This window comes from Ruegeria spongiae, from assembly GCF_023502395.1.
Lineage (GTDB): Bacteria > Pseudomonadota > Alphaproteobacteria > Rhodobacterales > Rhodobacteraceae > Ruegeria_C > Ruegeria_C spongiae.
In genome coordinates, this window is the sequence record NZ_JAMFMB010000003.1 from 125,595 (window position 1) to 149,650 (window position 24,056).

A 24,056-nucleotide genomic window follows, 5' to 3' on the forward strand; every position below is an offset into this window, starting at 1 on the left:
GTCGAGCCGCAGGGAATGCCCAGATGGCGGGGGCTGTTTCTGAACTTTTGCGCTCGGCACGCCGCTTTGCTAGCGTGAGCGCATGACCTCTGTCCGCTTCCGTCTGCTGATCCTGGCCCTTGCGCCGATGGTGCTGCTGATGCCGCTCCTGCTGTTTCTGGGCATGACGCGGTGGACGGCGGATTATGACGAGGTGCTAATCGCAAATGTCGAAAGCGATCTGAGGATTGCCGAGCAATACCTGTCGCGTCTGATGGTCGAGACTGGCGACGAACTGCAGGCCGTTGCCGGTTCGGTGGAATTTGCGCGAACCCCTCTGACCGGCTTTGAGGCGTTCTTTGAAGAAAAGCGTGCGGAACTTGAGCTGGACTTTCTCTACTACCAGCCGCGCACCGAGGTCACCGGTGCCTGGCCGGTGATCGAAAGCGCGACGCAGGGACAGGGTCAGACCGAGATCGATGTCTTCACCGGCGCGGCCCTCGGCGCGATTTCACCCGACCTTGCCAGCCGCGCCCGCCTGCCCCTGATCGAGACGGAGGCCGCCGTACCCACCGACCGCGAGGTTGAGGATCGCGGCATGATCATCCATTCCGCCACCCCGGTCCGCCTGCCCGGTCGCGACGGGGTGCTGGTGGGGGGCATCCTGCTGAACCGCAACCTGGGTTTCATCGATACGATCAACACACTGGTCTACCAGGACGCGGTGGCGGGCGGCTCGCGTCAGGGCACGGCCACCCTGTTTCTGGAAGATGTGCGCGTGTCGACCAATGTGCGCCTCTTCGAGGACGTGCGCGCCCTTGGCACCCGCGTGTCCGCAGCGGTCCGGGGGAAAGTGCTGGGTGAGGGGCAAACATGGCTCGACCGCGCATTTGTGGTGAATGACTGGTATATCTCGGGCTACCTGCCCCTGAAAGACAGTTTCGGGGACTATGTCGGCATGCTCTATGTCGGCGTTCTGGAAGAGCCGTTCACCATCGCCAAACGCAACGCCTTCCTTGCGATCCTGGTCGCGTTCATGGCCGTGTTGCTCTTGTCCGCGCCGGTTTTCCTGCGGCTTGCCAAGGGCATCTTTGCACCGCTTGAGCGCATGACCCGTACCATGGACCAGGTGCAGCGTGGCGACTTGTCGGCGCGTAATGGACAGATTGGCGGTAGCGGAGAGATCGGAGAGGTGGCAGGCCATCTGGATAATCTACTGGATCAAATACAGGAGCGGGACCGGACATTGAGGTCGTGGAACGAGGCGTTGAACATACGCGTTGATCAGCGCACAGCTGAATTGCAGCGCGCCAATGAAAAGCTCGAAGAGACGTTCCGCCAGTTGGTAATGAGCGAAAAGCTGGCCTCGATCGGTGAAATCACTGCTGGCGTTGCGCATGAAATCAACAACCCCGTCGCCGTCATTCAGGGCAATATGGACGTGATCCGCGACAGTTTGGGGGATGGCGCCGAGATAATTCGGACCGAACTTGGTCTGGTCGATCGGCAGATCGCCCGCATCCGAACTATTGTGGGCAAGCTGTTGCAATTTGCCCGCCCTGGCGAGTTTGCCGATCTTGAACAGACGGTGCCGGTAAACCCGGTCATCACCGATTGCCTGGTGCTGGTCAATCATGCCATCTCGCACGGCGATATCCAGGTCGAAACGCAGTTAAGAACCGACGCGTCGGTCCGCATCGACCCCGGCGAATTGCAGCAGGTCCTGATCAATCTGATCCTGAACGCGGTTCAGGCCATGGGCGAGCGCGGCATGCTGACCCTCGCGACCACAGATGCCGATCAGGAGGGCGTCGAAGGCGTCCGCATCATCGTATCTGACACCGGGCCGGGCATCGCACCCGAAGATGTCGATGATGTCTTTGCCCCTTTCTACACCACCAAGCAGGCCGAGGGGACAGGCCTGGGCCTGTCGATATCGCAAACACTGATACAGCGGGCCGGAGGCCTGATCACGGCGCATAACCAACCGGCCGGCGGTGCCCGGTTCGAAGTCTGGCTGCCGGCTGCAACCGCACATGCAGCGCCGCTGCAACAAGCAGTCTAGCTGTTTGATCCAAATGCCGCCGCGTGGCTATTTGCGCCGTCAAAGCTGCGTTTGAATGGGTTCCCAACTGGCATCGCGCGCAGACGACCGCAGGCAGGCATCGACGAAAGCCATGCCGTGGACGCCTTCCTCCAGGGTGGTGAGCAGGAATTCCTGCGCCGGATCGAGACCACCCCGATGCGCCCGGATTGCTTGCGCCGCCGAGGTATAGATAGTTGCGAAGGCTTCCAGATACCCTTCTGGATGACCGCCCGGCACCCGCGTGACCGCGTTGGCAGCGGCATTGGCCCCAGCGCCGCCGCGGGTCAACAGCTGTTTGGGTTCTCCAAAGCGAGTGAACCACAGCCGATTGGGGTTTTCCTGTTGCCACTCCAGACCGCCCGTGTCGCCATAGACCCGTATCGACAATCCGTTTTCATTGCCCGGTGACACCTGACTGGCCCATAACATGCCCTTGGCGCCACTTGGGTATCGCATCAGAATGGCCGCGTTGTCATCCACCTGACGACCTGGAACAAAGGCGGTCAAATCGGCGGCCACCCGTCCCGCACGCTGCCCGGTGACAAAACAGGCCAGTTGGTAGGCATGGGTGCCGATATCCCCCAATGCCCCGGCCGCGCCCGATTTCGATGGGTCGGTGCGCCAGGCGGCCTGTTTGTTGGCCGCATCCGCCGGTTCGGTCAACCAATCCTGCACATATTCCACCTGCACGTGGCGCAAGGTTCCGATTGCACCCAGAGCGACCATTTCGCGCGCCTGACGGACCATCGGCGTGCCGGGATAGTTGTGGGTCAGAACGAACAGGGCATCGGAATTTGTCTGTTCCGCCAGAAAATCCCGCGCGGCCTGCGCTGAAGTGGTCAGGGGCTTGTCGCAAATGACATGTATCCCTGCCTTCATGAAGGCTCGCGCCACCGGCAGGTGCATATGATTGGGCGTCACGATCGAGACGGCTTCGATCCCGTCGGGGCGGGCGGCTTCGGTGCTGGCCATCTCTTCGAAACTGCCATAACTGCGTTCGGGTGGCAGCCCCAGCGCCGCGCCGGACCTCCGGGCTCGTTCCGCGTCCGACGAAAACGCGCCAGCGATCAGATCGTACTGGCCGTCCAGCCGGGCGGCAATTCGGTGAACGCCCCCGATGAACGCGCCCTCACCGCCGCCGACCATGCCCCAGCGGATGGGCGATTTGCAGGTCCCGTTCATCCCGTGATCCCCAGCATGGATTTCAGCAGGGCCGGATTGCTGTCACCCCCGGCGAAATCGTCAAACGCCTTGTCGGTGACGTGAATGATGTGATCGCGGATAAAGGGCGCGCCTTCGGCGGCACCGGTTTCGGGGTGTTTCAGGCAGCACTCCCATTCCAGAACCGCCCAGCCGTCATATCCATGAGTGGCAAGCCGCGAAAAAATGCCGATGAAGTCCACCTGCCCATCCCCCAGCGACCGGAACCGCCCGGCGCGGTTCAGCCAGGGCTGATAGCCCGAATATACCCCCTGACGTGCGTCCGGGTTGAATTCGGCATCCTTGACGTGAAAGGCGCTGATGCGGTCGTGGTAGAGATCGATGAACCCAAGGTAGTCCAACTGTTGCAGCAGGAAATGCGACGGATCGTAATTGATGGTACAGCGTTTGTGGCCATCCAGCGCGTCCAGAAACATCTCGAACGTGGCGCCGTCAAAAACGTCTTCTCCGGGATGCAGCTCATAGGCAACATCAACCCCCTGATCTTCGTAGGCGTTCAGGATCGGCGTCCAGCGGCGGGCAAGTTCGCCAAAGGCTTCGTCAATCAGCCCCGCCGGGCGCTGCGGCCACGGGTAGAGAAACGGAAAGGCCAGGGACCCGGTGAACGAGGCTGAAACGTCCAATCCCAGATTGCGCGAGGCTTTTGCCGCCTTGAGCATCTGCTGCACCGCCCAGGCCTGCCGCGCGGCAGGATTGCCGGCGACCTCCTGCGGCGCGAACGCGTCGAATTGTGCGTCATAGGCAGGATGCACCGCGATCAGTTGCCCCAGAAGATGGGTTGCCAATTCGGTTATCTGCACGCCGTTCCCGGCACAGATACCCGCAACTTCGTCACAATAACCCTTGCTTTCGGCAGCGCGATCCAGATCGAACAACCGCGTGTCCCAGGCCGGGATCTGCACGCCCTCATAGCCTAGCTCACCCGCCCATTTCGTGATCGCATCCAGCGAGTTGAACGGGGCCAGGTCCCCCGCAAACTGCGCCAGAAAAATCGCAGGTCCTTTGATCGCGCCCGGCATGTGAGCCTCCGTTTTTTTATTCGGGTTTGCCGGGCCCCGCCCTGGGGGCCCGGCAGGTTCAGACGATTACTTGCCGCCCCAACGTTCGGGATAGCCCGGCATCCCTTCGCAACCGCAAGCCGCGTAGTGCAGCGGCGGCATCGCAGAGTTCACGAAGTCAGCCAGATTGTCGTTGGTAATCGCGGGCTGTGGCAGGTTCCATTCCGGCCCCGGGATCGCTTCGCCATCCAGAACCTTCAGCGCTGCCAGAATAGGCGTGCGCCATTGATAGGTCGGATAGGTGGGTGCGATGGTGTTCATGCCGATCTCCTGCCATTTCTGCAGGAAATCCTGCTGGTCCTCACCAGTGACGATCGGCACATCCAACCCCATGTCCTCAAAGGCTTCGATGGCCGCAACCGAGGTCGCGCCCGCATCCATCCAGACTGCGCCAAGCTGGTTGCCGCGCTGGATATAATCCTCGACAATCGCTTTGGTCTTGGCCCGGTCTCCATCGGTGAATTCCGCGCCCACGATGTTCAAGCCAGCATCTTCGAGAATGCGTTTGGCGGCGGAATAGCGGGTTTCCAGAACATCCACGCCGGGCAGAATGCGCAGCATCAGAATGTCAGAACCTTCGGGTGCGTTGGCCGCGATGAACTCGCCGGACTGGATGCCGAACCCGTAACCACCGACAGGCTTGATGAATGTCACAGGGCAGTCGGTATTTACCCCGCGGTCGAACACGATGACGGGCAGCTGCTCGCAGGCTTTCTCGACCGCCGGTGTCAGCGCGGCGGTGGTGTTCGGTGAAACGATCAGCGCGTCACAGGTGCCACCGGCCAGCAGATCCTCGATATCGGCGATCTGCTTGTCGTCCGAGCCTTCTGCATCCGTCACCACGAAATCGGCGATGGCGTCATGCTGCTCGACCTCGGCCTGCATTGTGTTCCAACCGACAACGCGCCACGGGTTGTTCACTCCGGCATTCGAGAAGCAGATTGTGTGCGGGCCGTCCTTTTTGAAGCTCGAAGTATCCGCCATCACGTCGCCGTAATGCTGTAGCCACGGGGTTTCAGCCGGACCGTTTGCTGTTGCGCCCAGCATATCCTTTTGCTTGGCGAATTCGGCCGGGTCATCAAAGTTCTGCGCCTGCGCGGGCAAAGCCACCACCAGCGCCGTCAGGGCTGTCGCCGTGAATTTGTTGATCATCTTGTTTCCTCCTCAGTTAAGTTGTTGGGTGCCTATCCACCGGATCGGCGTCGTCGGTATCCGGCGATCACCACCGCCGAGATCAAAATCAGCCCCTGCACCACGTCGCGGACCGGCTTTGGAAAACCCAGAATGTTGAGCAGAGTGAACATCGCCTGCAAGACCAGAGCGCCCGCAATCGTTGCGCCGACCGTCCCGCGACCGCCGAGCAATTGCGCGCCACCGATGACCGCTGCGGTAATCGCCTGCAATTCCAGCCCGACGCCGACATCGGTGGACACGCCGGCAAAGCCGCCCAGCAGAATTCCGGCGATGACCGCCGAGATCGACGACATGGCAAAAGCCACGATCCGGGTTTGGGTCAGTGGCACCCCGGCAAGCAGCGCTGCCTTGGGATTGTCGCCCATCGCGATCAGCCGTTTGCCATAGTTGGTACGATGCATCAGCCACCACAGCAGCGCACAGACGACGATCATCACGATCACCGCCACGGGCAGGATCTTGATCAGCGGCAGGTCCTTGATCAGAAAGCGGCCGAAGAACCGGAAGTTTTCGGGCAGATAGCCGCGCGGCGCACCGCCTGACCATGTCAGCGCAATACCGCTGAGCGTGATCATCATCCCCAGCGTCGCGATGATCGACGGCACCCTGAGCCACGACACCACCAGCGCATTCACCGTGCCGACAGTCACACCGACGCCCAGCATGGCAAGGATCACCCACCAAGTCGCGCTGGCCTCGCCATCAAGCAGGATCGAGCTGCCGATCACCGTCAGCGTCACCAGCGCCCCGGCCGACAGGTCGAATCCGCCAGAGTTTATGACATAGAGCTGCCCCACCGCCAGGATCGCAATCGGCGCGGCGCGTTTGAGAAAGTTCATGTAGCCCGTGGGCTGCAGGAAATACGGCGACAGAATCGCAATTGCCACAAACAGCAACAGCAGCACCAGAAAGACAGGGTTCATTTGTTTCAGCCGGTCCATCATGCCTCGATCCTCCGGCTGCGCATCGCATAGATTGCGACGGCGGCCACGATGATCACCCCGCGCAGGATCTGCTTTGCAAACGCGTCGACACCGGCAAGATTGAAAATCGAGTCGATCAACGAAAAGATCATCACCCCCATCAAGGTACCCCAGACGCCGCCGCGCCCTCCGGACAGGGCAGTTCCGCCGATCACCACCACCGCGATTGATTCCAGGTCATATACCCCATCGCGCCCGATCCATGGCGCGCCCGAGCGCAACCGGCTGGCCAGATACAACCCAGCAATCGTTGCGCAGACCGAACAGATCACATGCGCCAGGATGACCACCCGGGTCGTGCGCATCCCCGCCAGCTTGGCCGCATCCGGGTTGCCGCCAACGGAATAGATTTTGGACCCGGCCCGGGTGAAGCGCAGAAACACCCAGGCAGCAACCGTCAGGCCGATCAGAAAGATCAGGCTGATCGACACACCTCCAACCTGCCCGTAGGCAAAGACCTGGAACTCTTCCGGGACTTCTCCGGCAAAGTTGTTGAACGCCGCGCTGAGCAGCCCTTGCAGCACCAGCGCCATTCCCAATGTGGCAATCAGCGGGTTCACCTCGAACTGGGTGATGATCAGCCCGTTGATCAGCCCCACCACAACGCCCACGGCCAGCACCGCCACAATCGCGGGCAGCATCATCGACGGGTCACCCGACATGATCGAGGACCCCAGCACAGCCGCCACTGAAATCAGATTCGCCACGCTCAGGTCGATCGACGCGATCAGGATCGCAAATGTCTGACCGACCGCCGTGATCCCCAGCGCAATCGAGCGCCCCAGCAATCCCAGCAAGTTTTCCGCAGTCAGATACTGGGTTTGGCCCGTGGCCACCGCCACGCCGACATAGATCGCAACCGCAACCAGCAGCAGCAGAAACGGCGCAAGACCTGTTAGGTTCCTTGGCCTTTGGAACTTCATGAGGCTTCCAGCCCCAGATGCGCCTCGGTCGCGGCATGCATGACCTCGGCTTCGCTGGCGCCATGGCCGAACTCTGCCACGATCTTGCCATCGCTCATCACCAGCACCCGGTCCGAAATGCCGAGAACTTCAGGCAGGTCCGACGAGATTGCCATGACGGCGGCCCCGTTTTGCGCCAGTTTGCGCATCTGGGCATAGATGCCCGCCTTGGTGTTGACGTCGATGCCGCGCGTGGGTTCGACAAAGATCAGCAGTTTGGGGTCCAGAGACAACCAGCGCGCCACAATGGCCTTTTGCTGATTGCCGCCGGACAAGGATTGTATCTCGACTTCATAGCTGGCGGCGCGCAGATCAAAGGCGTCGAATGCCTTATCCATCTGATCCAGCGTTGCAATCGGCGATTTGTCCGGGTGCCCCAAGGCTCGGGAAAACGCCCGCACCGACAACATCCCGTTGTCGCGCACCGACTGCATCAGAACCAGGCCTTCGGCCTTGCGGTCTCCGGGCAGCATTGCAATTCCGGCCTGTGCGGCCTGGCGTGGATTGGTCAGCGTGACCCGCCGTCCCTCAACCGATACCTCACCCGTCTCAAATGGCTCTGCCCCGAACAAAGCCAATGCCAAAGCGGTGCGCCCGGCCCCCTGAACACCCGCAAAGCCTGTGATTTGACCTGCATGCAGGTCCAGATCAATGTCGAACAGCCGGGAATTGCCACCGCCCCTCACGGTCAGAACCGCCGCGCCAATGTCGTCCTTGGCGGCCGGTTCCGGGTAGAAATGCCCGATGTCGCGGCCAACCATGGCTTCGATGATCCGGCTGGTTTCGGGCACCTCATCGAAGCTTGCCGTCACTTTGCCATCCTTGATCACCGTCACCCGATCCGCCAATCTGCGGATTTCGCGCATCCGGTGCGTGATATAGACGATTGACCGCCCCTGCCCGCGCAGATCATCAACCAACTGGAACAGCAATTCGCATTCGGTATCGTTCAACGCTGCCGTTGGCTCATCCATCACAATGACCTTTGCGTTCAGCGACAGCGCCTTGGCGATCTCGACCATCTGCTGTTGCGCGACATCCAGGTCACCCACCAGCGTATCGGGACCAAACCGGTGGCGGTCTCCGAACAGGGCCAGGACCTTCTGCGTCTCGCGCCGCATCCGTTCGGCATCCAGAAAGCCCCAGCGGCGCACGGGTTCACGCCCCAAAAAGATGTTCTGGGCCACGGTACGATCCGGCAGCAGCGAGAACTCCTGATAGATCACACTGACACCCTGCGCGAGCGACTCGAGCGGATGGTAGAATGCAACCTGTTTCCCGCGCAGAAAGATAGCGCCTTCTTCTGCCTGATAGACGCCCGACAGGACCTTCATCAGCGTGGATTTCCCAGCCCCATTCTCACCGGCCAGCGCGTGAACCTCGCCCGCGCGCGCCGTGAAACTGACGCGGTCCAGCGCCTTGATGCCCGGGAACACCTTGGTGATGGCCTTCATTTCAAAAACGATTTCGCCGCTCATGCCCGCTCCCACGCCTCACGGATGAACCGTGCACTGTCACGAAACAGCGTTGGATGGTCCTCGAACATCGGTCGCCAGATCCGTGTGGCCGCCGCAATCTCGGGCACGCCAGCGCCAAAAGCCTCCATCACCACCCAACCGTCGAAGCCCGTTGCCTTGACCGCCGAAAAGACCGAAGGAAAATCAATCTGACCAGTGCCGGGTACGCCCCGGTCATTCTCGGACACGTGAAGAACGTTGATCCGTCCTGCCAGCACCCGGATTGCGCTGGCCTGGTCCTTTTCCTCGATATGGGAATGAAACGTGTCGTACATGATACCGAACGCGGGATGATCGACCATTTCGCAATAGTGCGCGGCCTGTTCCGCCGTGTTCAGAAAATGCGTCTCGAACCGGTTGAGCGGCTCAAGCGCAAGCAGAATGCCCCGTTCCGCCGCCTTTTCAGCCATCAGGTGGTGCGCTTCGGCCCCCCGCTGCCATTCATCCATGGTCGGACCGCTGCCGGTAAAATGTCCGATGGGCGCGTGAAACGGCCCGCCGATGGTTTGAGCACCCAAGGCGGTTGCACAGTCCAGAATCCAGTCCAGATGCGCGATACCGCGCGCCCGGATGGTCGGGTTCGCACTGGTCGGGTCTGCGCCCGGGTCCGGGACAATGGCGGTGCAGGTCCGCTCCAACCCCATCGCATCCAATTGCGCGCCCAGCCATCCGTAGTGTTCGGGAGAGCCATCCAGAACGGGAATTTCAACGCCGTCATAGCCCTCTTGTGCGGCCAGGCGGCAATGTTCCAGATGCGCCGCTTCGATCAGTCCGCCCACACAAAGCAGGTTTACACCCAGCTTCATTTTTCCTCCCCAGGATGGTTCCGCAGTCGATTCCTATGTAATCGTTTTCATTTGCAATGTAAACCATTACATTTCTCATTCCGCCCTGTTACAGTTGCCTCATGAAGACCACGCAATCGCAGAAAAGACCCACGGTTAGGGACGTGGCCAGGGTGGCCGGTGTATCGACCGCAACCGTCAGCCGCGCCTTGCAATCCCCGAATATCGTATCGGAAAAGACCCGCAACGCCGTGTTCGATGCGGTTGCCGAAACCGGCTACAGCGTCAATACCGCCGCGCAGATGTTGCGGCGCAATCGGGCCGGAACCGTTCTTGTCATCCTGCCCGACATCGCAAATCCGTTCTTTTCCAAGATCCTGTCTGGAATCGAAGAGGTGGCCACCCAGGCGAACCTGACGATCCTGATTGGCAACACCAATGGCGAGGATGAAAGATTTGCCAATATCCTGGAAAATTTACGCAACGGTCGCGCGGATGGTGCTCTTCTTCTGAACGGTCGTGCGCCCCCGGCGGACCTGGTGCCTGACGGGGTGCCAATCCTGTCGATCTCCGAACGGATCGACAGCAACACCATTCCGCATGTCGGTACCGATAATGTAAAAGCAGCCTATGATGCCACCACCCATCTATTGTCGATGGGGCACAGGTCGATCGTTCACGTCACCGGTCCGCAAGGGAACTCTCTGACCAAAGACCGATGTGGTGGCTATTTCGCCGCGATGATAGATGCTGGGCTTGAAGACGAAGCGGCAACAATTGCTGGCGGCTTTACCTTTCAGGACGGCAAGCGGGTGGCAGAGATTCTGCTGGCAGAGCACCAAAGCTCCACCGCAGCATTCTGTGCAAATGACGAATCCGCCATGGGGGTCATTCGGGGCTTGCAGGAGGCGGGTGTCAACGTCCCGGGGGAATTCTCGGTGATGGGGTTCGACGACGTCCCGTTCGCCGCCATTTTTCAACCTGAGCTTACAACCGTGCACCAGGCGCGGAACCTGATCGGGAAACGGGCAATGGAAACCTTGTTGGCCATGTTGGAGAACAGCCCGGCCCCAACCGGACCGGCATTCCTTGTTCATGATATCGTCACCAGACAAAGCACCGCACAGTTGCTGGAGCCGCAACTTACCGGGCGGCGCATCGAATGAATTGAAGCCATGCAGTTCGCACGAACCGAATGCGCGAGGCTATTCCAATCTGTTTATGTGAAACGGAGCCCCCGAACGCGCGCACCTCTACGGCCACCTAACGCAACAGCACCTGACTTCTTGCAACAATGTGGTCTACAAACAGGCGAACCTTTGGATCTTGCAACTTTTTGTGCGGGTAAATGCACCCAAAGATTGTAGGCAGCGGCGGGGCAGAGGGAAGAATTTCGACCAGACGCCCATTTGACAGATGCTCCGATACATCAAACCGTGGCTTGTTGACGATGCCTCGACCCGCAAGAGCCCAGTCTGTCAGGACGTCCCCATCATCGGCATCGAACTTGCCTTGCACGTCGAGCTTGATTGGCCCCGTTTCCGGGTTAAGCGTCCAGAAATACTCTGGCGATCGCGGGTACCGCAACAGCAGGCAGTTATGATTCAGATCCAGCAGATCCTCTGGCGTCTCAGGCGTGCCGAAATCCGAAAGATAGTTTGGGGACGCGCAAAGGACTCGCTCGCAATCAGCGATTTTGCGTAGTTTCATGTTCGAGTCCTGCGGTTGACCGACAAAGAATGCAACATCCAGACCATCGGCCAGCATATCGACCTTGCGGTCTGACAACCGCATTCTGACTTCGGTTTCCGGGTAGCTATCGACAAAATCCGGAACAAGTGGCGCAACTATTCTGCGGCCGACACCCAGCGGGGCGGTGACCCGGATGGCGCCCTTTGGCGTGTCCGAAAAATTGGCAACTTTCGCCTCTGCCGTTTCCAGGACGGACAGAACGCTTTTGGCTTCGTCATAGAACACCGTTCCAACCTCGGTTGGCGTTATCGACCGGGTGGTTCTGTTGAACAGCCGCACGCCAAGGCGTTTTTCAAGTTCCTTTATGCGCTTGCTGGCGACGGCAGGTGTCAACCTGAGGTCGCGCCCGCCAGAGGTGATGCTGCCAAGCTCAACCACCCTGACAAAGACACGAAGGCTTTCTACATACGACATTTTTTCACGCCCTTCGCAAACTCTGTGCGGGCAGTTTGCGCTCGCGCTATCCTATTTTCAACAAAACGTTGAAAGTATTTGCCGTTTGCGGCTGTTTTTTATCGTAATGGGCCGCTTTAGAGTGTCCCGGACTTGACGTTTTGCAACCACGACACCGGGAAACGACGCACATGGCACATCGCAGCGAAATACGATTTGTACTGAACGGTCGGGACGTTTCAATCAACGATGTCGGCGCAAGCCAGACGCTGCTCGATTACCTCCGGCTGGAGCGCCGCCTGACCGGCACCAAGGAAGGCTGCGCTGAAGGCGATTGTGGCGCCTGCACCGTCCTCGTTGGAAGGCTAACCTACACTGGCCTGACCTATGCCCCCGTCAATGCCTGTATCCGGTTTCTTGCCTCTGTGGATGGCTGTCATGTGGTGACGGTCGAATATCTGTCAGGACCTGACGGGCGGCTGCATCCGGTTCAACAGGCCATGATCGATCACCACGGCAGTCAGTGCGGGTTCTGCACGCCGGGCTTTGTCATGTCGCTCTATGCGCTCTGGATGGAGACTCCCGAACCTTCCGAGGCACAGGTTGAAACCGCGCTGCAAGGCAATCTGTGCCGTTGCACCGGGTACGAGCCGATCATCCGCGCCGCCGTTGCTGTCAGCCGATATGGATCGCCAGCCTCGGATCATCTCAACACAGAGCGCGCGACCGTCACGACCCACCTACAAGCACTGCAGGACGGCAAGCGGGTTGTGTCCGGGCCACAGAACAACCTCAGCATTCTGCCCGCGGACGTGGACGATTTCGCCGAATGCCTTCTCAGCCATCCCGACGCAACAATTGTCGCGGGCGCAACGGATGTCGGCCTCTGGGTCACCAAATTCCTGCGCAGTATCGGTCCTGCCATCTTCATCGGACATCTGAACGACCTCAAGCAAGTCGAAACCCAAGGCAACGATCTGCTGATCGGTGCCGGGGCGAGCTATACCGACTGTCAGGACGCGCTGTCCCGCCATCTGCCCCATCTTTCGGCCTATTGGGATCGCATCGCCGGATGGCAGGTGCGCAACATGGGCACTGTTGGTGGAAACATCGCAAACGGCTCGCCAATCGGTGACACCCCCCCGGTCCTGATCGCGCTGGGGGCAGAGATCACTCTGCGTCGTGGCGCTGACCGCCGGACCCTGCCGCTTGAAGCGTTCTTTGTCGATTACGGCAAGCAGGACCGGCAGTCGGGCGAATTCGTCGAAACCATCCGCATTCCGCTTCCCGAACCCAACCAACACCACGCAGCCTACAAGATATCGAAGCGGCGGGACGAGGATATCTCGTCTGTCGCGGTAGGGATCAACGTGAGCGTTACCGATGGCGTCATCACCACCTGCCGCCTCGCCTTTGGCGGCATGGCCGCTACCCCAAAGCGCGCCGCCGCAGCCGAACAGGCGCTTGTCGGCCAGATTTGGTCCGAAGCCGCATTCGATCAGGCCGCCGCCGCGCTTCCGCAGGATTTCTCGCCGCTCAGTGATTGGCGGGCCTCGTCCGACTATCGGATGCTCTCCGCCCAGAACCTGCTGCGCCGGTTCTTCCTCGAACATGACGCCGCAACAGCGGCCCCCATTCAACTGGCCTCAGCCTGACAAAAGGAGACTATCCGATGAAAGACAACGTTTCCGTTCAGGGCACCGCGCATAGTGACCGCATTCATGACAGCGCCATCAAGCATGTCACGGGACGCGCGGACTACACTGACGATATCGCGCTGCCCACAGGTGCGCTGCATGCCTATTTGGGGGTTTCGGATGTGGCCCATGCCACGCTGAAAAGCATCGATCTTTCCGCAGTGCGGGCTGCGCCCGGTGTGGTCGGGGTGCTGACGGCCGAAGATGTGCCCGGCGTGAACGACATCAGCCCCACCGGGCTGAATGATGAGCCCGTCTTTCCCACCGACAAGATCCAGTTTCACGGCCAGCCTCTGTTTGCCGTCATCGCCGAAACCCGCGACGCGGCGCGACGCGCGGCGGAACGGGCGCAGATTGACTGTGACGTGCTGCCCCATGCGCTTGATCCGATCGCCGCGCAGGAGGCCGGTTACCCGTACGTGACCAAACCGCTCAAGCTGGAACGCGGCGACATTGCGCCCGCCTTCAAAACTGCACCGAACCGCATCAAGGGGCGGATGAGCGTGGGCGGTCAGGACCATATGTATCTCGAAGGGCATATCGCCTTTGCCATCCCCGGCGAAGATGACGATGTCGTTGTGCACTGCTCGACCCAGCACCCCTCCGAGGCGCAGCATATGGTGGCGCATGTTCTGGGCGTGCCCTCGAACGCAGTGGTGGTGAATGTGCGGCGCATGGGCGGCGGTTTCGGCGGCAAGGAAAGCCAGATGAACCTGTTCTGCGCTGTTGCCGCGATTGCCGCAAAAAAGTGGAACCGTGCCGTCAAGATCCGCCCCGACCGCGATCAGGATATGACCGCCACCGGCAAGCGGCATGACTTCGTGATTGATTACGACGTCGCCTTTGACGAGGTCGGGCGTATTCAGGCGCTGGACGGCAGCTTTGCCGCCCGTTGCGGGTTTTCGGCCGATCTGTCGGGGCCAGTGACCGACCGCGCGCTGTTTCACGCAGATAATGCCTATTTTTACCCCAATGTGCGCCTGACCAGCCATCCGATGAAAACCAACACCGTGTCGAACACGGCTTTCCGTGGCTTTGGTGGCCCGCAAGGCGTGATCGCAGCGGAGCGCATCATCGAGGAAATCGCCTATGCCACAGGCCAGGACCCGTTGGATGTACGCAAGGCCAATTTCTATGGCGGCGAGGGCCGCGATCTGACGCCGTATCACCAGACGGTCGAGGACAATATCCTCGACCGTTTGGTGAGCGAGTTGGAAGACAGCGCGGAATATCGCCAGCGTCGGCAGGAGATCATCGCATTCAATGCCGACTCGCCGGTCTTGAAAAAGGGCATCGCGCTGACACCGGTGAAATTCGGCATCTCCTTCACCGCCACCTGGTACAATCAGGCCGGGGCTCTGGTGCACATCTATAATGATGGCTCGATCCACCTCAATCATGGCGGCACCGAGATGGGGCAAGGGCTGAATACCAAAGTCGCACAGATTGTCGCCGAAGCGTTTCAGGTCGATATTGATCGGATCAAGATCACCAAGACCACCACCGAAAAGGTGCCGAACACCTCTGCTACCGCCGCCTCAAGCGGAACCGACCTGAACGGGATGGCGGCGCTGGATGCGGTCAGACAGATTCAGGCGCGTCTTGTTGATTTCGCTGTCGAGACATGGGGTGTCGCTCCCGATGAAGTCGTTTTCCGCGCCAATGAGGTACACGCGGGCGCGCAGGTCTTCCCCTTCGACGCCTTCATCAAGCAGGCCTATCTGGCGCGGATTCAACTTTCTGCTGCGGGCTTCTACAAGACGCCGAAAATCCACTGGGACCGGGATAAGGGTCAGGGACGCCCGTTCTACTATTTCTCCTATGGCGCAGCCTGTTCCGAGGTGATGATCGATACGCTTACCGGCGAATACCGGGTCGAGCGCACCGACCTCTTGCATGATGTCGGTCGCTCACTGAACCCGGCGCTGGACAAAGGTCAGGTCGAAGGCGCGTTTGTCCAGGGGATGGGCTGGCTCACCACCGAGGAACTTTGGTGGGACGATACGGGCCGCCTGCGAACCCATGCGCCCTCGACCTACAAGATCCCGCTGGCATCGGACCGGCCGCGCATCTTCAACGTGAACCTCGCCGACTGGTCGGAGAACCGCGAGTTGACGATCAAACGCTCCAAAGCGGTGGGCGAGCCGCCCTTCATGCTGGGGATTTCGGTGTTCGAGGCGCTGTCGATGGCGGTTGCCTCGGTGGCCGGTTACACGACCTGCCCGCGACTGGATGCACCCGCCACGCCGGAACGTGTGTTGATGGCGGTGACCCGGCTCAGAGACGGGGGGTAGGATATGGCCAGCGCCTCCAAATCCCTTTCGACATTCCTGCAGGTCCAAGGCCCGGTGATCCGCGTGGCGCTCACGCGGGTGCGCGGGTCGTCCCCACGCAACGAAGGGACCGAGATGTTTGTCTCGGCGCAGGGGCTCTGGGGCACCATCGGCGGCGGGCAGTTGGAACATCTCGCCATCGAGCAGGCGCGCGACATGTTGCGCGCCGGTAACCTCGACAAGGATATGGATGTGCCCCTGGGCCCCGAGATCGGGCAATGCTGCGGCGGGCGGGTGGAACTGTCGCTGTCGCGCATGCGGGCGTCGGACAAGCGCGCCGCCCTGTTGCGCGCGGGCGACGCCGAAGCAGCCCTGCCACATGTCTATGTCATGGGCGGCGGACATGTCGGGCGCGCGCTGGCGGAACTGTTCCAGCACCTGCCGGTGCGCTGCATCGTGATCGACACGCGGGCGCAGGAGATCGCGCTTTGCGGGGCCGATGTGGAATGCCGCGTCAGCGCCATCCCCGAGGTCGACATCATGACCGCCCCACAAGGCAGCGCGTTTATTGTCCTGACACATGATCACGGCCTCGATTTCCTGCTGACATCGGCTGCGCTGGAACGCGGTGACGCGTGTTACGTGGGGATGATCGGATCAGGCACCAAGCGGACCAAGTTCCGCAACTGGGCGCGCAAGCACTGCGACGGCCAGACAATCGAACATCTGAATTGCCCTATCGGGGCAAGCGGCAGCCGCGACAAGCGGCCCAGCGTCATTGCCTCCTTCGTGGTGGCCGAAGTGATGGCTGAATTGACCTCTGAAACTGCCGCAACCGCCCCTTACGGGCCACTCGACGCACCCGCATCGGGACAACACCAAGGCCAGCAAGGGATTTCGGGCTGACATCGTCAGAGCGAGGGCTGGCTCCATCAGAGGAGGAGACCGTCATGGACGGGAGGACCTACGACTACAAGCTGTTCACGCGCAGCGATTTCAGCGCCTTCTGGGCGCTGTTCACCGACAACCTTGTCAATCTGCTGATCCTGTCCGGGGTCTGCCAATTCGTGTTTCAGATGCCTGCCGAGATTGTTTTCGGCCGCATCGTTCCGGGCGCTGCCATCGCCATTCTGGCCGGTGTCGCCGTCTATACCTACATGGCCAAATGGGCGGCAAAGACGCAGGGCAAGGATGTGACCGCCCTGCCCTATGGCATCTCGACACCGGTGATGTTCGTCTATCTTTTTGGCGTGATCGGACCGATCTATTGGGCAACGCAGGACCCGCTTCTGGCCTGGCAGGTCGGCATCGGCGCGGGTTTCATGGGTGGCATCGTTGCGGCGCTTGGCGCCATTGTCGGCCCGTTTCTCAAACGCATCACACCGCGCGCGGGGATGCTGGGCACGCTCTGCGGCATCGCGCTGGTCTTCATCGGATCGGTTCCGCTCGCAGAGATCTTCGAGCATCCGATCATCGGCTTCACGTCGCTGCTCTTCATCCTGTGGGGGCTGATCGGACGGTTTCGCCTGCCGGGCAACATTCCTGCGGGCCTTGTTGCCATTGGCGCAGGTACAATCATCGCGATCGCTTTGGGAGAGTCCAAGATTGACGTCAGCGGCATCGGGTTCTACCCGCCCATTCCCTATTTTGGCGATCTGATCGTCGGTGTGCAGTATCTGTTTGCCAATCCCGAGCTGTTCCTCGTGCTGATCCCGGTACAGATCTACAACTTCATCGAGACAATGAACAACGTGGAATCCGCCGAAGCCGCAGGCGATCACTATCCGGTTGGCCTGTGCCAGGTCACGGATGGTGCGGGCACCATGATCGGCGCCCTGTTCGGCTCACCCTTCCCGACGACGGTCTATATAGGGCATCCGGCCTATAAGCGTCTGGACGCGCATGCTGGCTATATCGTGGGGGTCGCCCTTGTGATCGCTGCTGCGGCCTTCCTTGGGTTCCTGTCTTTTCTGGCGGGCCTCATTCCTATCGCCGCCGCTGCCCCGGTTCTGGTCTTCGTGTCGGTCAGCCTGATCACCAACACCGCCTGGGCGGTCAAACCACTGCACATGGCTGCCGTTTCCTTCGCCATCCTGCCGCATATCTCTGCGTTCCTGATGGTCAAATGGGGCTCACTGATGAATGCATTGCGCAGCTCTGGCGTGGAAGGTCTGCCCGCCCTTGGTGATGAGGGTCTGACGGCAGCGCTGCTCATGGAGGGCGCCCATTACGAAGGCCATCTGGCGCTCAGTCAGGGTGCCATCCTGACCGGTTTGATCTGGGGCGCAATCGTGGCGGATGTGATCGACGGGCGCTTCCGCATGGCGGGTGGTTTTGCCATCGCGGCGGCGGTGATGTCCTCGATCGGGGTGATCCATTCCTTCACGCTGCAGGCTCCGCAACTGGACGGGATCACCATCGGCTATCTGATCATCGGGGCGTTCCTTTATGTGTACCCCATGTTCGCGCCGAAGGAAGATCTGGAGCATCGTGTCATCGTCCCTGACGAACCCGACTTGATCGACGACGATACGCCTGCGCAACAGGCCTGAACACAGGCCGGGGCGGCACAACGACCGCCCCGACCCCTTCCCAGTGATGCGACGAGAGCGATCATGACCCAGACTGTGCTGCGCGGACGCGTGCTGACATTTCACGCCGAGCCCAACGATGGCCAAGACAACAACGCCTACAGCTACATCGAAGATGGCGCCGTGCTGATCCGTGATGGGCTGATCCAAAAAACCGGCAGCTTTTGCGACGTGGCGGCCATGGCACCAGATGCCCCGGTCATCGACCACCGGCCACACCTGCTGATGGCCGGTTTCATCGACACCCATCTGCATTTTCCGCAGGTTCAGGTGATTGCCTCCTGGGGATCGCAGCTGCTGGATTGGCTCAACACTTATACCTTCCCCGAAGAAACCCGCTTTGCCGACGCCGATCACAGCGCGATTATGGCCGAGAAGTTCTTCGACCAGCTGATCGCCCATGGCACCACCACGGCTGTGGCCTTCTGTTCTGTCCACAAAGCCTCGGTCTCCGCGTTTTTTCAGGAAGCCACAAAGCGCAAGCTGCGGATGCTGGGCGGCAAGGTGATGATGGATCGCAACGCGCCCGCCGGGCTGCTGGACACGCCGCAAACAGGCTATGACGACAGCAAAGAGCTGATCGCCACATGGCATGGCACCGGACGGTCTAGCTATGTCATCACACCGCGTTTTGCCATCACCTCAACGCCTGAACAGATGGAGATGGCGCAGGCTCTGGTACAGGAACACAGCGACTGCCATGTGCAGACCCACCTGTCCGAGAACCGCGACGAAATCGCCTATACGTTAGAGCTTTATCCGCAGGCCCGCGACTATCTGGATGTCTATCAATCCTACGGCTTGCTCGGCCCCAAAACCTTGCTCGGACACTCCATCCATCTTGAATCGCGCGAGGTCGACGCCCTGGTCGAGACCGGCGCACACCCGGTCTTTTGCCCAACCTCAAACCTGTTTCTGGGCAGCGGGCTGTTCGACAATGCCGGTCTGCGCGGGCGCGGCATCACCAATGGGATCGCAACCGATGTCGGCGCGGGCACAAGCTATTCCATGCTGCAAACCCTCAATGAAGGCTACAAGGTTCTGCAAATGCAGCGCCAGTCCCTGCATCCGCTGCAAGCCTTCCACTGGGCCACGCGCGGGAACGCCTGCGTCCTTGGGATGGAGGACAGGATCGGAACGCTCGATCCCGGCACCGAGGCCGATATCGTCGTCCTCAACGCGCGCAGCACCGAGGCGATGGCCCTGCGCATGGACCGGGCCAGCACCTTGTCGGAAGAGTTGTTCGTCTTGCAAATGATGGGCGACGACCGGGCCATCGAAGAAGTATATGTCAACGGTACAGCGAGCAAGACAGCCCCGGCCACGCGCGCGCGCAAAGTACGGGTTCCGGAGTTTTCCTGACCCGCACCGCGCCCGTCAGTCGGGGGGTCTCGGGCGGGACCAGCATTTAACGGCAATTCAAGCAGCACGCCGGGATTATCAAGCGAATGCGAAAGGTGCTGTAACCCTGACACGGGTGGCCAGCCGGTGCCTGGCCCAACATATTTGACCCAAACTGTACAAAAGACAGGAGCATTGATGTCAACGAATTACTACTCCCCAAAAGGTGGGCATCCCGGTCAAGACCAGCTCCTGACGGATCGGGCCGTATTTACCGATGCCTATGCGGTCATTCCAAAAGGTACGATGCGCGACATCGTGACCAGCTATCTGCCGTTCTGGGACCAGACCCGGCTTTGGGTGATCGCCCGCCCAATGAGCGGCTTTGCCGAAACCTTCTCGCAATACATCATGGAGGTTGCGCCCGACGGTGGCTCGGACCATCCCGAAGCCGACCCGGGCGCCGAAGGGGTCTTGTTTGTCGTCGAGGGCAGCGCATCCCTGAACGTGGACGGGGCCGAGCATACCCTGACCGAGGGCGGCTATGCCTATCTGCCGCCTTCGACGGATTGGACCCTGCACAACAAATCGGACGGGATGCTTCGCTTCCACTGGATCCGCAAAGCCTATGAGATGGTGCCGGGTTTGGCGAAGCCGGATGTGATTATCGCCAACGAGAAGGACATCGCGCCAACAATCATGCCCGACACGGATGGCAAATGGGCAACGACGCGCTTTATCGATCCAACTGATCTGCGTCACGACATGCATGTCACCATCGTCACTTTCGAGCCCGGAGCGGTCATTCCCTTCCTGGAAACCCATGTGATGGAGCATGGTCTTTATGTGCTTGAGGGCAAAGCCGTCTACCGTCTGAACAATGACTGGGTCGAGGTGGAGGCAGGCGATTACATGTGGCTGCGCGCTTTCTGCCCGCAAGCCTGTTATGCGGGTGGACCGGGTAAATTCCGCTATCTGCTTTACAAGGACGTCAACCGCCACATGACGCTGCGCCCGCTGGCGGGCAATGCGAAAGCAACTGCGCCCCTCAGGTCCGCGGCCGAGTAACCTGCCCCCCGATGGCGAGCGAGAGCGCCTGTGCGGCCTCCATCACGGAGCCGCTCAGGCGCTCGATATCGTTGGTGCCGACACGACTGGTCGGGCCGGACACCGAAATCCCGGCAACCGCCTCTCCGTTCACGTCAAAAACCGGTGCCGCGATGCAGCGCATCCCAAGGTTCTTCTCTTCGCCGTCAATGGCAAACCCGGCACGACGTACCTCTGCGAGATTGTCACGCAAGGCGGCGAGGTCGGTGATGGTGAATTCGGTGAAGGCCTCAAACGGCTTGCCCTGCAAGGTTCGGGTCAACCGCGCATCGTCCATCTCGGCCAGCAGGGCTTTGCCAATGCCCGAGGCATGCATCGGTGACAGGGTACCGGGCGGAAAGAAGGCGCGGATGTTCGCATAGGTCTCAACCTGGCTCAGAAACAGCACAGAGCCTTCTTTTTCGATCCCCAGATTGGCCGTTTCCCCGGTCTCTTCCATCAGCTTTCGCAACAGCGGTCGCGCGCAATCGACAAGGCTTGTGCGTCTGAGAAACCGCGCCCCGATCACAAATGCCTGTGGGCCGATATGCCAGACCTGTTCGACTGGGTCGAATTCAACGAGGCCCCTCCCCTCGAGCGTGACGAGCACCCGATACACCGTCGCCGGAGATTGCCCCATCTCGGCAGAGATCACCGTCAGCGCCTTGCCCTGCGCCTCGCTCAGGAACTCGAAAACCTCCATCGCGCGATCAAGGGATTTGATCGTGTTCTGCGCGGTCTTGTCTTCCCAGTCGCGAGGCCTGCCGCGCGCTCTGCGGGGGCTGGAATCGTCATTGTTTTGGGATTTCATATAAAGCCTCAGATTTTCGCGAAGAGCATTTTCACAATATGAAAAACGTAACATACTGACAATAAAAAACTATTCCGTAAAAACAAAAAATGAAAAACGATTTCAAAAAAATATCTCAGGGTTCGGGACCACGCTAGAAACAGGGTAACGATCTAAGGAGATGGATATGAGCTTTCAAAACCCTGTTTTCATTCCGGGGCCAACCAACATCCCGGAAGCTCTGCGCAAAGCCTGCGACATGCCGACCATTGACCACCGCTCGCCGCTGTTTGGGCAGATTCTGCACCCGGCCCGGGACGGGGTGCGCCGGGTGCTCAAAAGCGGATCAGCCGAGATCTTCATCTTTCCGTCCACCGGCACCGGTGGCTGGGAAACGGCGCTGACCAATTGTCTGAGCGCTGGTGACACGGTTCTGGCCGCGCGCAATGGCATGTTCTCGCATCGCTGGATCGACATGTGCCAGCGCCATGGTCTGGACGTGCGGATTGTGGAGACGCCCTGGGGCGATGGCCTGCCCGCCGACCGCTACGAAGGGATTCTGACCGCCGACACGCAGCACCAGATCAAGGTCGTGCTTGCGACCCATAATGAAACCGCAACCGGTGTGAAGTCCGATATCGCTGCCGTCCGACGCGCGCTGGATGCAGCTGGTCACCCGGCTTTGCTGTTTGTTGATGGTGTGTCCTCGATCGGGTCAATGGATTTCCGGTTCGACGAATGGGGCGTTGATGTTGCCGTCACCGGGTCGCAAAAAGGCTTCATGCTGCCCGCCGGGCTTGCCATTGTCGGGTTCAGCGAAAAAGCCATGGCAGCCACCAAGACCGGCACCCTGCCCCGAACCTTCTTTGACGTGCATGACATGGCCAGGGGCTATGCCAACAACGCCTATCCCTACACGCCCGCCGTCGGCTTGCTGAACGGCCTCAACGAGGCTTGCACGATGCTATTGAGCGAAGGGCTGGACAACGTTTTTGCCCGCCACCACCGCATCGCCAGCGGCGTGCGCAAGGCGGTTTCGGCCTGGGGGATGGAGCTCTGCGCCACCAGCCCCGAGGTCTATTCGGACACGGTCAGTGCCATTCGTACGCCTGAGGGCTTCAACGCAACTGACATCGTGACCCATGCCGCCGAGACTTATGGCGTCGCCTTTGGTGTCGGTCTGGGCGAGGTCGCCGGCAAAGTGTTTCGCATCGGCCATCTGGGCAGTTTGACGGATGTGATGACCCTGAGCGGTATCGCAACAGCTGAAATGTGCATGGCTGATCTTGGCCTCGACATCACGCTCGGCTCGGGCGTTGCCGCGGCACAGGAGTATTACCGGGGCCACCCGTCGCTCGCGCGAAAGGATGCTGCGTGATGAAGGATAGCGCGATGTATATTCCAACCTATGACGACATGCTGGCCGCCCATACGCGAATCAGTCCCTACATCCACCGCACGCCGGTCCTGACCTCGTCATACCTGAACGAGTTGACCGGGGCGCAGCTGTTCTTCAAATGCGAGAACTTCCAGAAAGCGGCGGCGTTCAAGGTGCGCGGTGCGTCTAATGCGGTGTTCGGGCTGAGTGAGGACGAGGCCCGCAATGGTGTCTGCACACATTCTTCCGGCAACCACGCGCTTTCGCTTAGCTACGCGGCGGGTCGCCGTGGCATCCCCTGCAATGTGGTGATGCCGTGCACCGCGCCTCAGGCCAAAAAAGACGCGGTCATCGGCTATGGCGGTACGATCACCGAGTGCGAGCCCTCGACCACCTCGCGTGAAGCGGTGTTTGCCGAGGTTCAGGCCGCGACCGGGGGCAATTTCGTGCACCCCTATAACGACCCGCGCGTGATTGCCGGTCAGGGCACCTGCAGCCGCGAGTTGATGGAGCAGACCGGTGGCGTTGACATCGTGGTTGCCCCGATCGGCGGCGGCGGCATGATCTCGGGCACCTGTCTGACCCTGTCGAACATGGCGCCGGAAACGCAGATCATCGCTGCCGAGCCTGAGCAGGCCGATGACGCCTACCGCAGCTTCAAGGCGGGTCACATCATCGCGGATGACGCGCCCGACACGATTGCCGACGGTCTGAAAGTGCCGCTCAAGGATCTGACCTGGCACTTTGTCTCGAACCACGTGAGCGACATTCTGACAGCAAGCGAGGACGAGATCGTCGAGGCCATGAAGATCACATGGAAGCGCATGAAAATCGTGATGGAGGCAAGCTCGGCGGTGCCGCTGGCCACCATTCTCAAGAACAAGGACTGGTTCGCGGGCAAGCGCGTCGGTGTCATCGTTACTGGCGGGAATGTCGATCTGGACAGCCTGCCCTGGATCAATTGAAGGGA

General features: G+C 60.4%; 19 protein-coding genes. 10 read left to right on the top strand and 9 right to left on the bottom strand.

Features of this window, described 5'->3' with window-relative positions; translation table 11 throughout:
* Positions 1–82 precede the first annotated feature (82 nt).
* A complete protein-coding gene (locus tag M3P21_RS03790; protein WP_249706942.1) occupies positions 83–2,044 on the top strand; it encodes a sensor histidine kinase in 1,962 nt (653 codons plus the stop codon).
* A gap of 39 nt (positions 2,045–2,083) precedes the next feature.
* On the opposite strand, the gene M3P21_RS03795 is transcribed toward M3P21_RS03790, so the two are convergent.
* The 7 genes from M3P21_RS03795 to M3P21_RS03825 all read right to left on the bottom strand — a co-directional run bounded on the left by M3P21_RS03795 (position 2,084) and on the right by M3P21_RS03825 (position 9,806).
* On the bottom strand, positions 2,084–3,247 hold the full coding sequence (locus tag M3P21_RS03795; RefSeq protein ID WP_249706945.1) for a Gfo/Idh/MocA family protein: 1,164 nt from the start codon (positions 3,245–3,247) through the stop codon (positions 2,084–2,086).
* The gene (locus tag M3P21_RS03800) at positions 3,244–4,305 is read right to left on the bottom strand and encodes a sugar phosphate isomerase/epimerase family protein (RefSeq protein ID WP_249706946.1); all 1,062 of its coding nucleotides are present in this window, start codon (positions 4,303–4,305) and stop codon (positions 3,244–3,246) included. Before M3P21_RS03800 ends, M3P21_RS03795 begins: the two co-directional genes overlap by 4 nt.
* 66 nt (positions 4,306–4,371) lie before the next feature.
* A complete protein-coding gene (locus M3P21_RS03805) occupies positions 4,372–5,496 on the bottom strand; it encodes a substrate-binding domain-containing protein (RefSeq protein WP_249706948.1) in 1,125 nt (374 codons plus the stop codon).
* Positions 5,497–5,528: 32 nt separating this feature from the next.
* Positions 5,529–6,482 (bottom strand): ABC transporter permease, encoded by a 954-nt coding sequence (locus M3P21_RS03810; protein WP_249706949.1) that lies wholly within the window; start codon positions 6,480–6,482, stop codon positions 5,529–5,531.
* A complete protein-coding gene (locus M3P21_RS03815; RefSeq protein WP_249706952.1) occupies positions 6,479–7,444 on the bottom strand; it encodes an ABC transporter permease in 966 nt (321 codons plus the stop codon). The genes M3P21_RS03810 and M3P21_RS03815 overlap by 4 nt, the downstream gene beginning before the upstream one ends.
* Entirely contained in the window at positions 7,441–8,961 is a 1,521-nt protein-coding gene (locus M3P21_RS03820; RefSeq protein ID WP_249706953.1) for a sugar ABC transporter ATP-binding protein, read from the bottom strand. The genes M3P21_RS03815 and M3P21_RS03820 overlap by 4 nt, the downstream gene beginning before the upstream one ends.
* Positions 8,958–9,806 (bottom strand): sugar phosphate isomerase/epimerase family protein, encoded by an 849-nt coding sequence (locus tag M3P21_RS03825; RefSeq protein WP_249706954.1) that lies wholly within the window; start codon positions 9,804–9,806, stop codon positions 8,958–8,960. Before M3P21_RS03825 ends, M3P21_RS03820 begins: the two co-directional genes overlap by 4 nt.
* 101 nt (positions 9,807–9,907) lie before the next feature.
* On the opposite strand from M3P21_RS03825, the gene M3P21_RS03830 reads away from it, so the two are divergent.
* A complete protein-coding gene (locus M3P21_RS03830; RefSeq protein ID WP_283780836.1) occupies positions 9,908–10,951 on the top strand; it encodes a LacI family DNA-binding transcriptional regulator in 1,044 nt (347 codons plus the stop codon).
* A 97-nt stretch (positions 10,952–11,048) separates the two neighbouring features.
* On the opposite strand, the gene M3P21_RS03835 is transcribed toward M3P21_RS03830, so the two are convergent.
* The gene (locus M3P21_RS03835) at positions 11,049–11,951 is read right to left on the bottom strand and encodes a LysR family transcriptional regulator (protein WP_249706956.1); all 903 of its coding nucleotides are present in this window, start codon (positions 11,949–11,951) and stop codon (positions 11,049–11,051) included.
* A 170-nt stretch (positions 11,952–12,121) separates the two neighbouring features.
* Here M3P21_RS03835 and xdhA point away from each other — a divergent pair, with 170 nt between their 5' ends.
* The 6 genes from xdhA (at position 12,122) to M3P21_RS03865 (ending at position 20,900) form a co-directional block, all read left to right on the top strand.
* Complete coding sequence (gene xdhA, locus M3P21_RS03840) at positions 12,122–13,585, top strand: xanthine dehydrogenase small subunit (protein WP_249706958.1); 1,464 nt, start codon at positions 12,122–12,124, stop codon at positions 13,583–13,585.
* A 17-nt stretch (positions 13,586–13,602) separates the two neighbouring features.
* Positions 13,603–15,921: a xanthine dehydrogenase molybdopterin binding subunit gene (gene xdhB / locus M3P21_RS03845; protein ID WP_249706960.1), complete on the top strand. Its 2,319-nt coding sequence runs from the start codon at positions 13,603–13,605 to the stop codon at positions 15,919–15,921.
* 3 nt (positions 15,922–15,924) lie between these two features.
* Positions 15,925–16,806 carry a xanthine dehydrogenase accessory protein XdhC gene (gene xdhC / locus M3P21_RS03850; protein WP_249706961.1) on the top strand — a complete coding sequence of 294 codons (882 nt, stop codon included), beginning with the start codon at positions 15,925–15,927 and terminating at the stop codon, positions 16,804–16,806.
* Between the two features lie 44 nt (positions 16,807–16,850).
* Entirely contained in the window at positions 16,851–18,452 is a 1,602-nt protein-coding gene (locus tag M3P21_RS03855) for a xanthine/uracil/vitamin C permease (RefSeq protein WP_249706963.1), read from the top strand.
* A 63-nt stretch (positions 18,453–18,515) separates the two neighbouring features.
* Positions 18,516–19,853, top strand: a complete 1,338-nt coding sequence (gene guaD / locus M3P21_RS03860) for a guanine deaminase (protein ID WP_249706965.1) — start codon at positions 18,516–18,518, stop codon at positions 19,851–19,853.
* A 177-nt stretch (positions 19,854–20,030) separates the two neighbouring features.
* Positions 20,031–20,900, top strand: coding sequence for a bifunctional allantoicase/(S)-ureidoglycine aminohydrolase (locus M3P21_RS03865; protein WP_249706967.1), 870 nt, complete (start codon positions 20,031–20,033; stop codon positions 20,898–20,900).
* On the opposite strand, the gene bhcR is transcribed toward M3P21_RS03865, so the two are convergent.
* Positions 20,881–21,729, bottom strand: a complete 849-nt coding sequence (gene bhcR, locus M3P21_RS03870) for an HTH-type transcriptional regulator BhcR (protein ID WP_249706970.1) — start codon at positions 21,727–21,729, stop codon at positions 20,881–20,883. The two genes, M3P21_RS03865 and bhcR, sit on opposite strands and share 20 nt — an antisense overlap.
* Positions 21,730–21,895: 166 nt before the next feature.
* On the opposite strand from bhcR, the gene bhcA reads away from it, so the two are divergent.
* Together bhcA and bhcB are read left to right on the top strand one after the other, a co-directional pair.
* Entirely contained in the window at positions 21,896–23,086 is a 1,191-nt protein-coding gene (gene bhcA / locus M3P21_RS03875; RefSeq protein ID WP_249706973.1) for an L-aspartate--glyoxylate aminotransferase BhcA, read from the top strand.
* Entirely contained in the window at positions 23,086–24,051 is a 966-nt protein-coding gene (gene bhcB, locus M3P21_RS03880; protein WP_249706976.1) for a beta-hydroxyaspartate dehydratase BhcB, read from the top strand. Before bhcA ends, bhcB begins: the two co-directional genes overlap by 1 nt.
* Positions 24,052–24,056: the final 5 nt, after the last annotated feature.

What these genes read in the sequence shown, in the direction of transcription:
- M3P21_RS03790 (WP_249706942.1), top strand. Translation starts at nt 83, where the DNA reads ATGACCTCTGTCCGCTTCCGTCTGCTGATCCTGGCCCTTGCGCCGATG.
- M3P21_RS03795 (WP_249706945.1), bottom strand. Translation starts at nt 3,247, where the DNA reads ATGAACGGGACCTGCAAATCGCCCATCCGCTGGGGCATGGTCGGCGGC.
- M3P21_RS03800 (WP_249706946.1), bottom strand. Translation starts at nt 4,305, where the DNA reads ATGCCGGGCGCGATCAAAGGACCTGCGATTTTTCTGGCGCAGTTTGCG.
- M3P21_RS03805 (WP_249706948.1), bottom strand. Translation starts at nt 5,496, where the DNA reads ATGATCAACAAATTCACGGCGACAGCCCTGACGGCGCTGGTGGTGGCT.
- M3P21_RS03810 (WP_249706949.1), bottom strand. Translation starts at nt 6,482, where the DNA reads ATGATGGACCGGCTGAAACAAATGAACCCTGTCTTTCTGGTGCTGCTG.
- M3P21_RS03815 (WP_249706952.1), bottom strand. Translation starts at nt 7,444, where the DNA reads ATGAAGTTCCAAAGGCCAAGGAACCTAACAGGTCTTGCGCCGTTTCTG.
- M3P21_RS03820 (WP_249706953.1), bottom strand. Translation starts at nt 8,961, where the DNA reads ATGAGCGGCGAAATCGTTTTTGAAATGAAGGCCATCACCAAGGTGTTC.
- M3P21_RS03825 (WP_249706954.1), bottom strand. Translation starts at nt 9,806, where the DNA reads ATGAAGCTGGGTGTAAACCTGCTTTGTGTGGGCGGACTGATCGAAGCG.
- M3P21_RS03830 (WP_283780836.1), top strand. Translation starts at nt 9,908, where the DNA reads ATGAAGACCACGCAATCGCAGAAAAGACCCACGGTTAGGGACGTGGCC.
- M3P21_RS03835 (WP_249706956.1), bottom strand. Translation starts at nt 11,951, where the DNA reads ATGTCGTATGTAGAAAGCCTTCGTGTCTTTGTCAGGGTGGTTGAGCTT.
- xdhA (WP_249706958.1), top strand. Translation starts at nt 12,122, where the DNA reads ATGGCACATCGCAGCGAAATACGATTTGTACTGAACGGTCGGGACGTT.
- xdhB (WP_249706960.1), top strand. Translation starts at nt 13,603, where the DNA reads ATGAAAGACAACGTTTCCGTTCAGGGCACCGCGCATAGTGACCGCATT.
- xdhC (WP_249706961.1), top strand. Translation starts at nt 15,925, where the DNA reads ATGGCCAGCGCCTCCAAATCCCTTTCGACATTCCTGCAGGTCCAAGGC.
- M3P21_RS03855 (WP_249706963.1), top strand. Translation starts at nt 16,851, where the DNA reads ATGGACGGGAGGACCTACGACTACAAGCTGTTCACGCGCAGCGATTTC.
- guaD (WP_249706965.1), top strand. Translation starts at nt 18,516, where the DNA reads ATGACCCAGACTGTGCTGCGCGGACGCGTGCTGACATTTCACGCCGAG.
- M3P21_RS03865 (WP_249706967.1), top strand. Translation starts at nt 20,031, where the DNA reads ATGTCAACGAATTACTACTCCCCAAAAGGTGGGCATCCCGGTCAAGAC.
- bhcR (WP_249706970.1), bottom strand. Translation starts at nt 21,729, where the DNA reads ATGAAATCCCAAAACAATGACGATTCCAGCCCCCGCAGAGCGCGCGGC.
- bhcA (WP_249706973.1), top strand. Translation starts at nt 21,896, where the DNA reads ATGAGCTTTCAAAACCCTGTTTTCATTCCGGGGCCAACCAACATCCCG.
- bhcB (WP_249706976.1), top strand. Translation starts at nt 23,086, where the DNA reads ATGAAGGATAGCGCGATGTATATTCCAACCTATGACGACATGCTGGCC.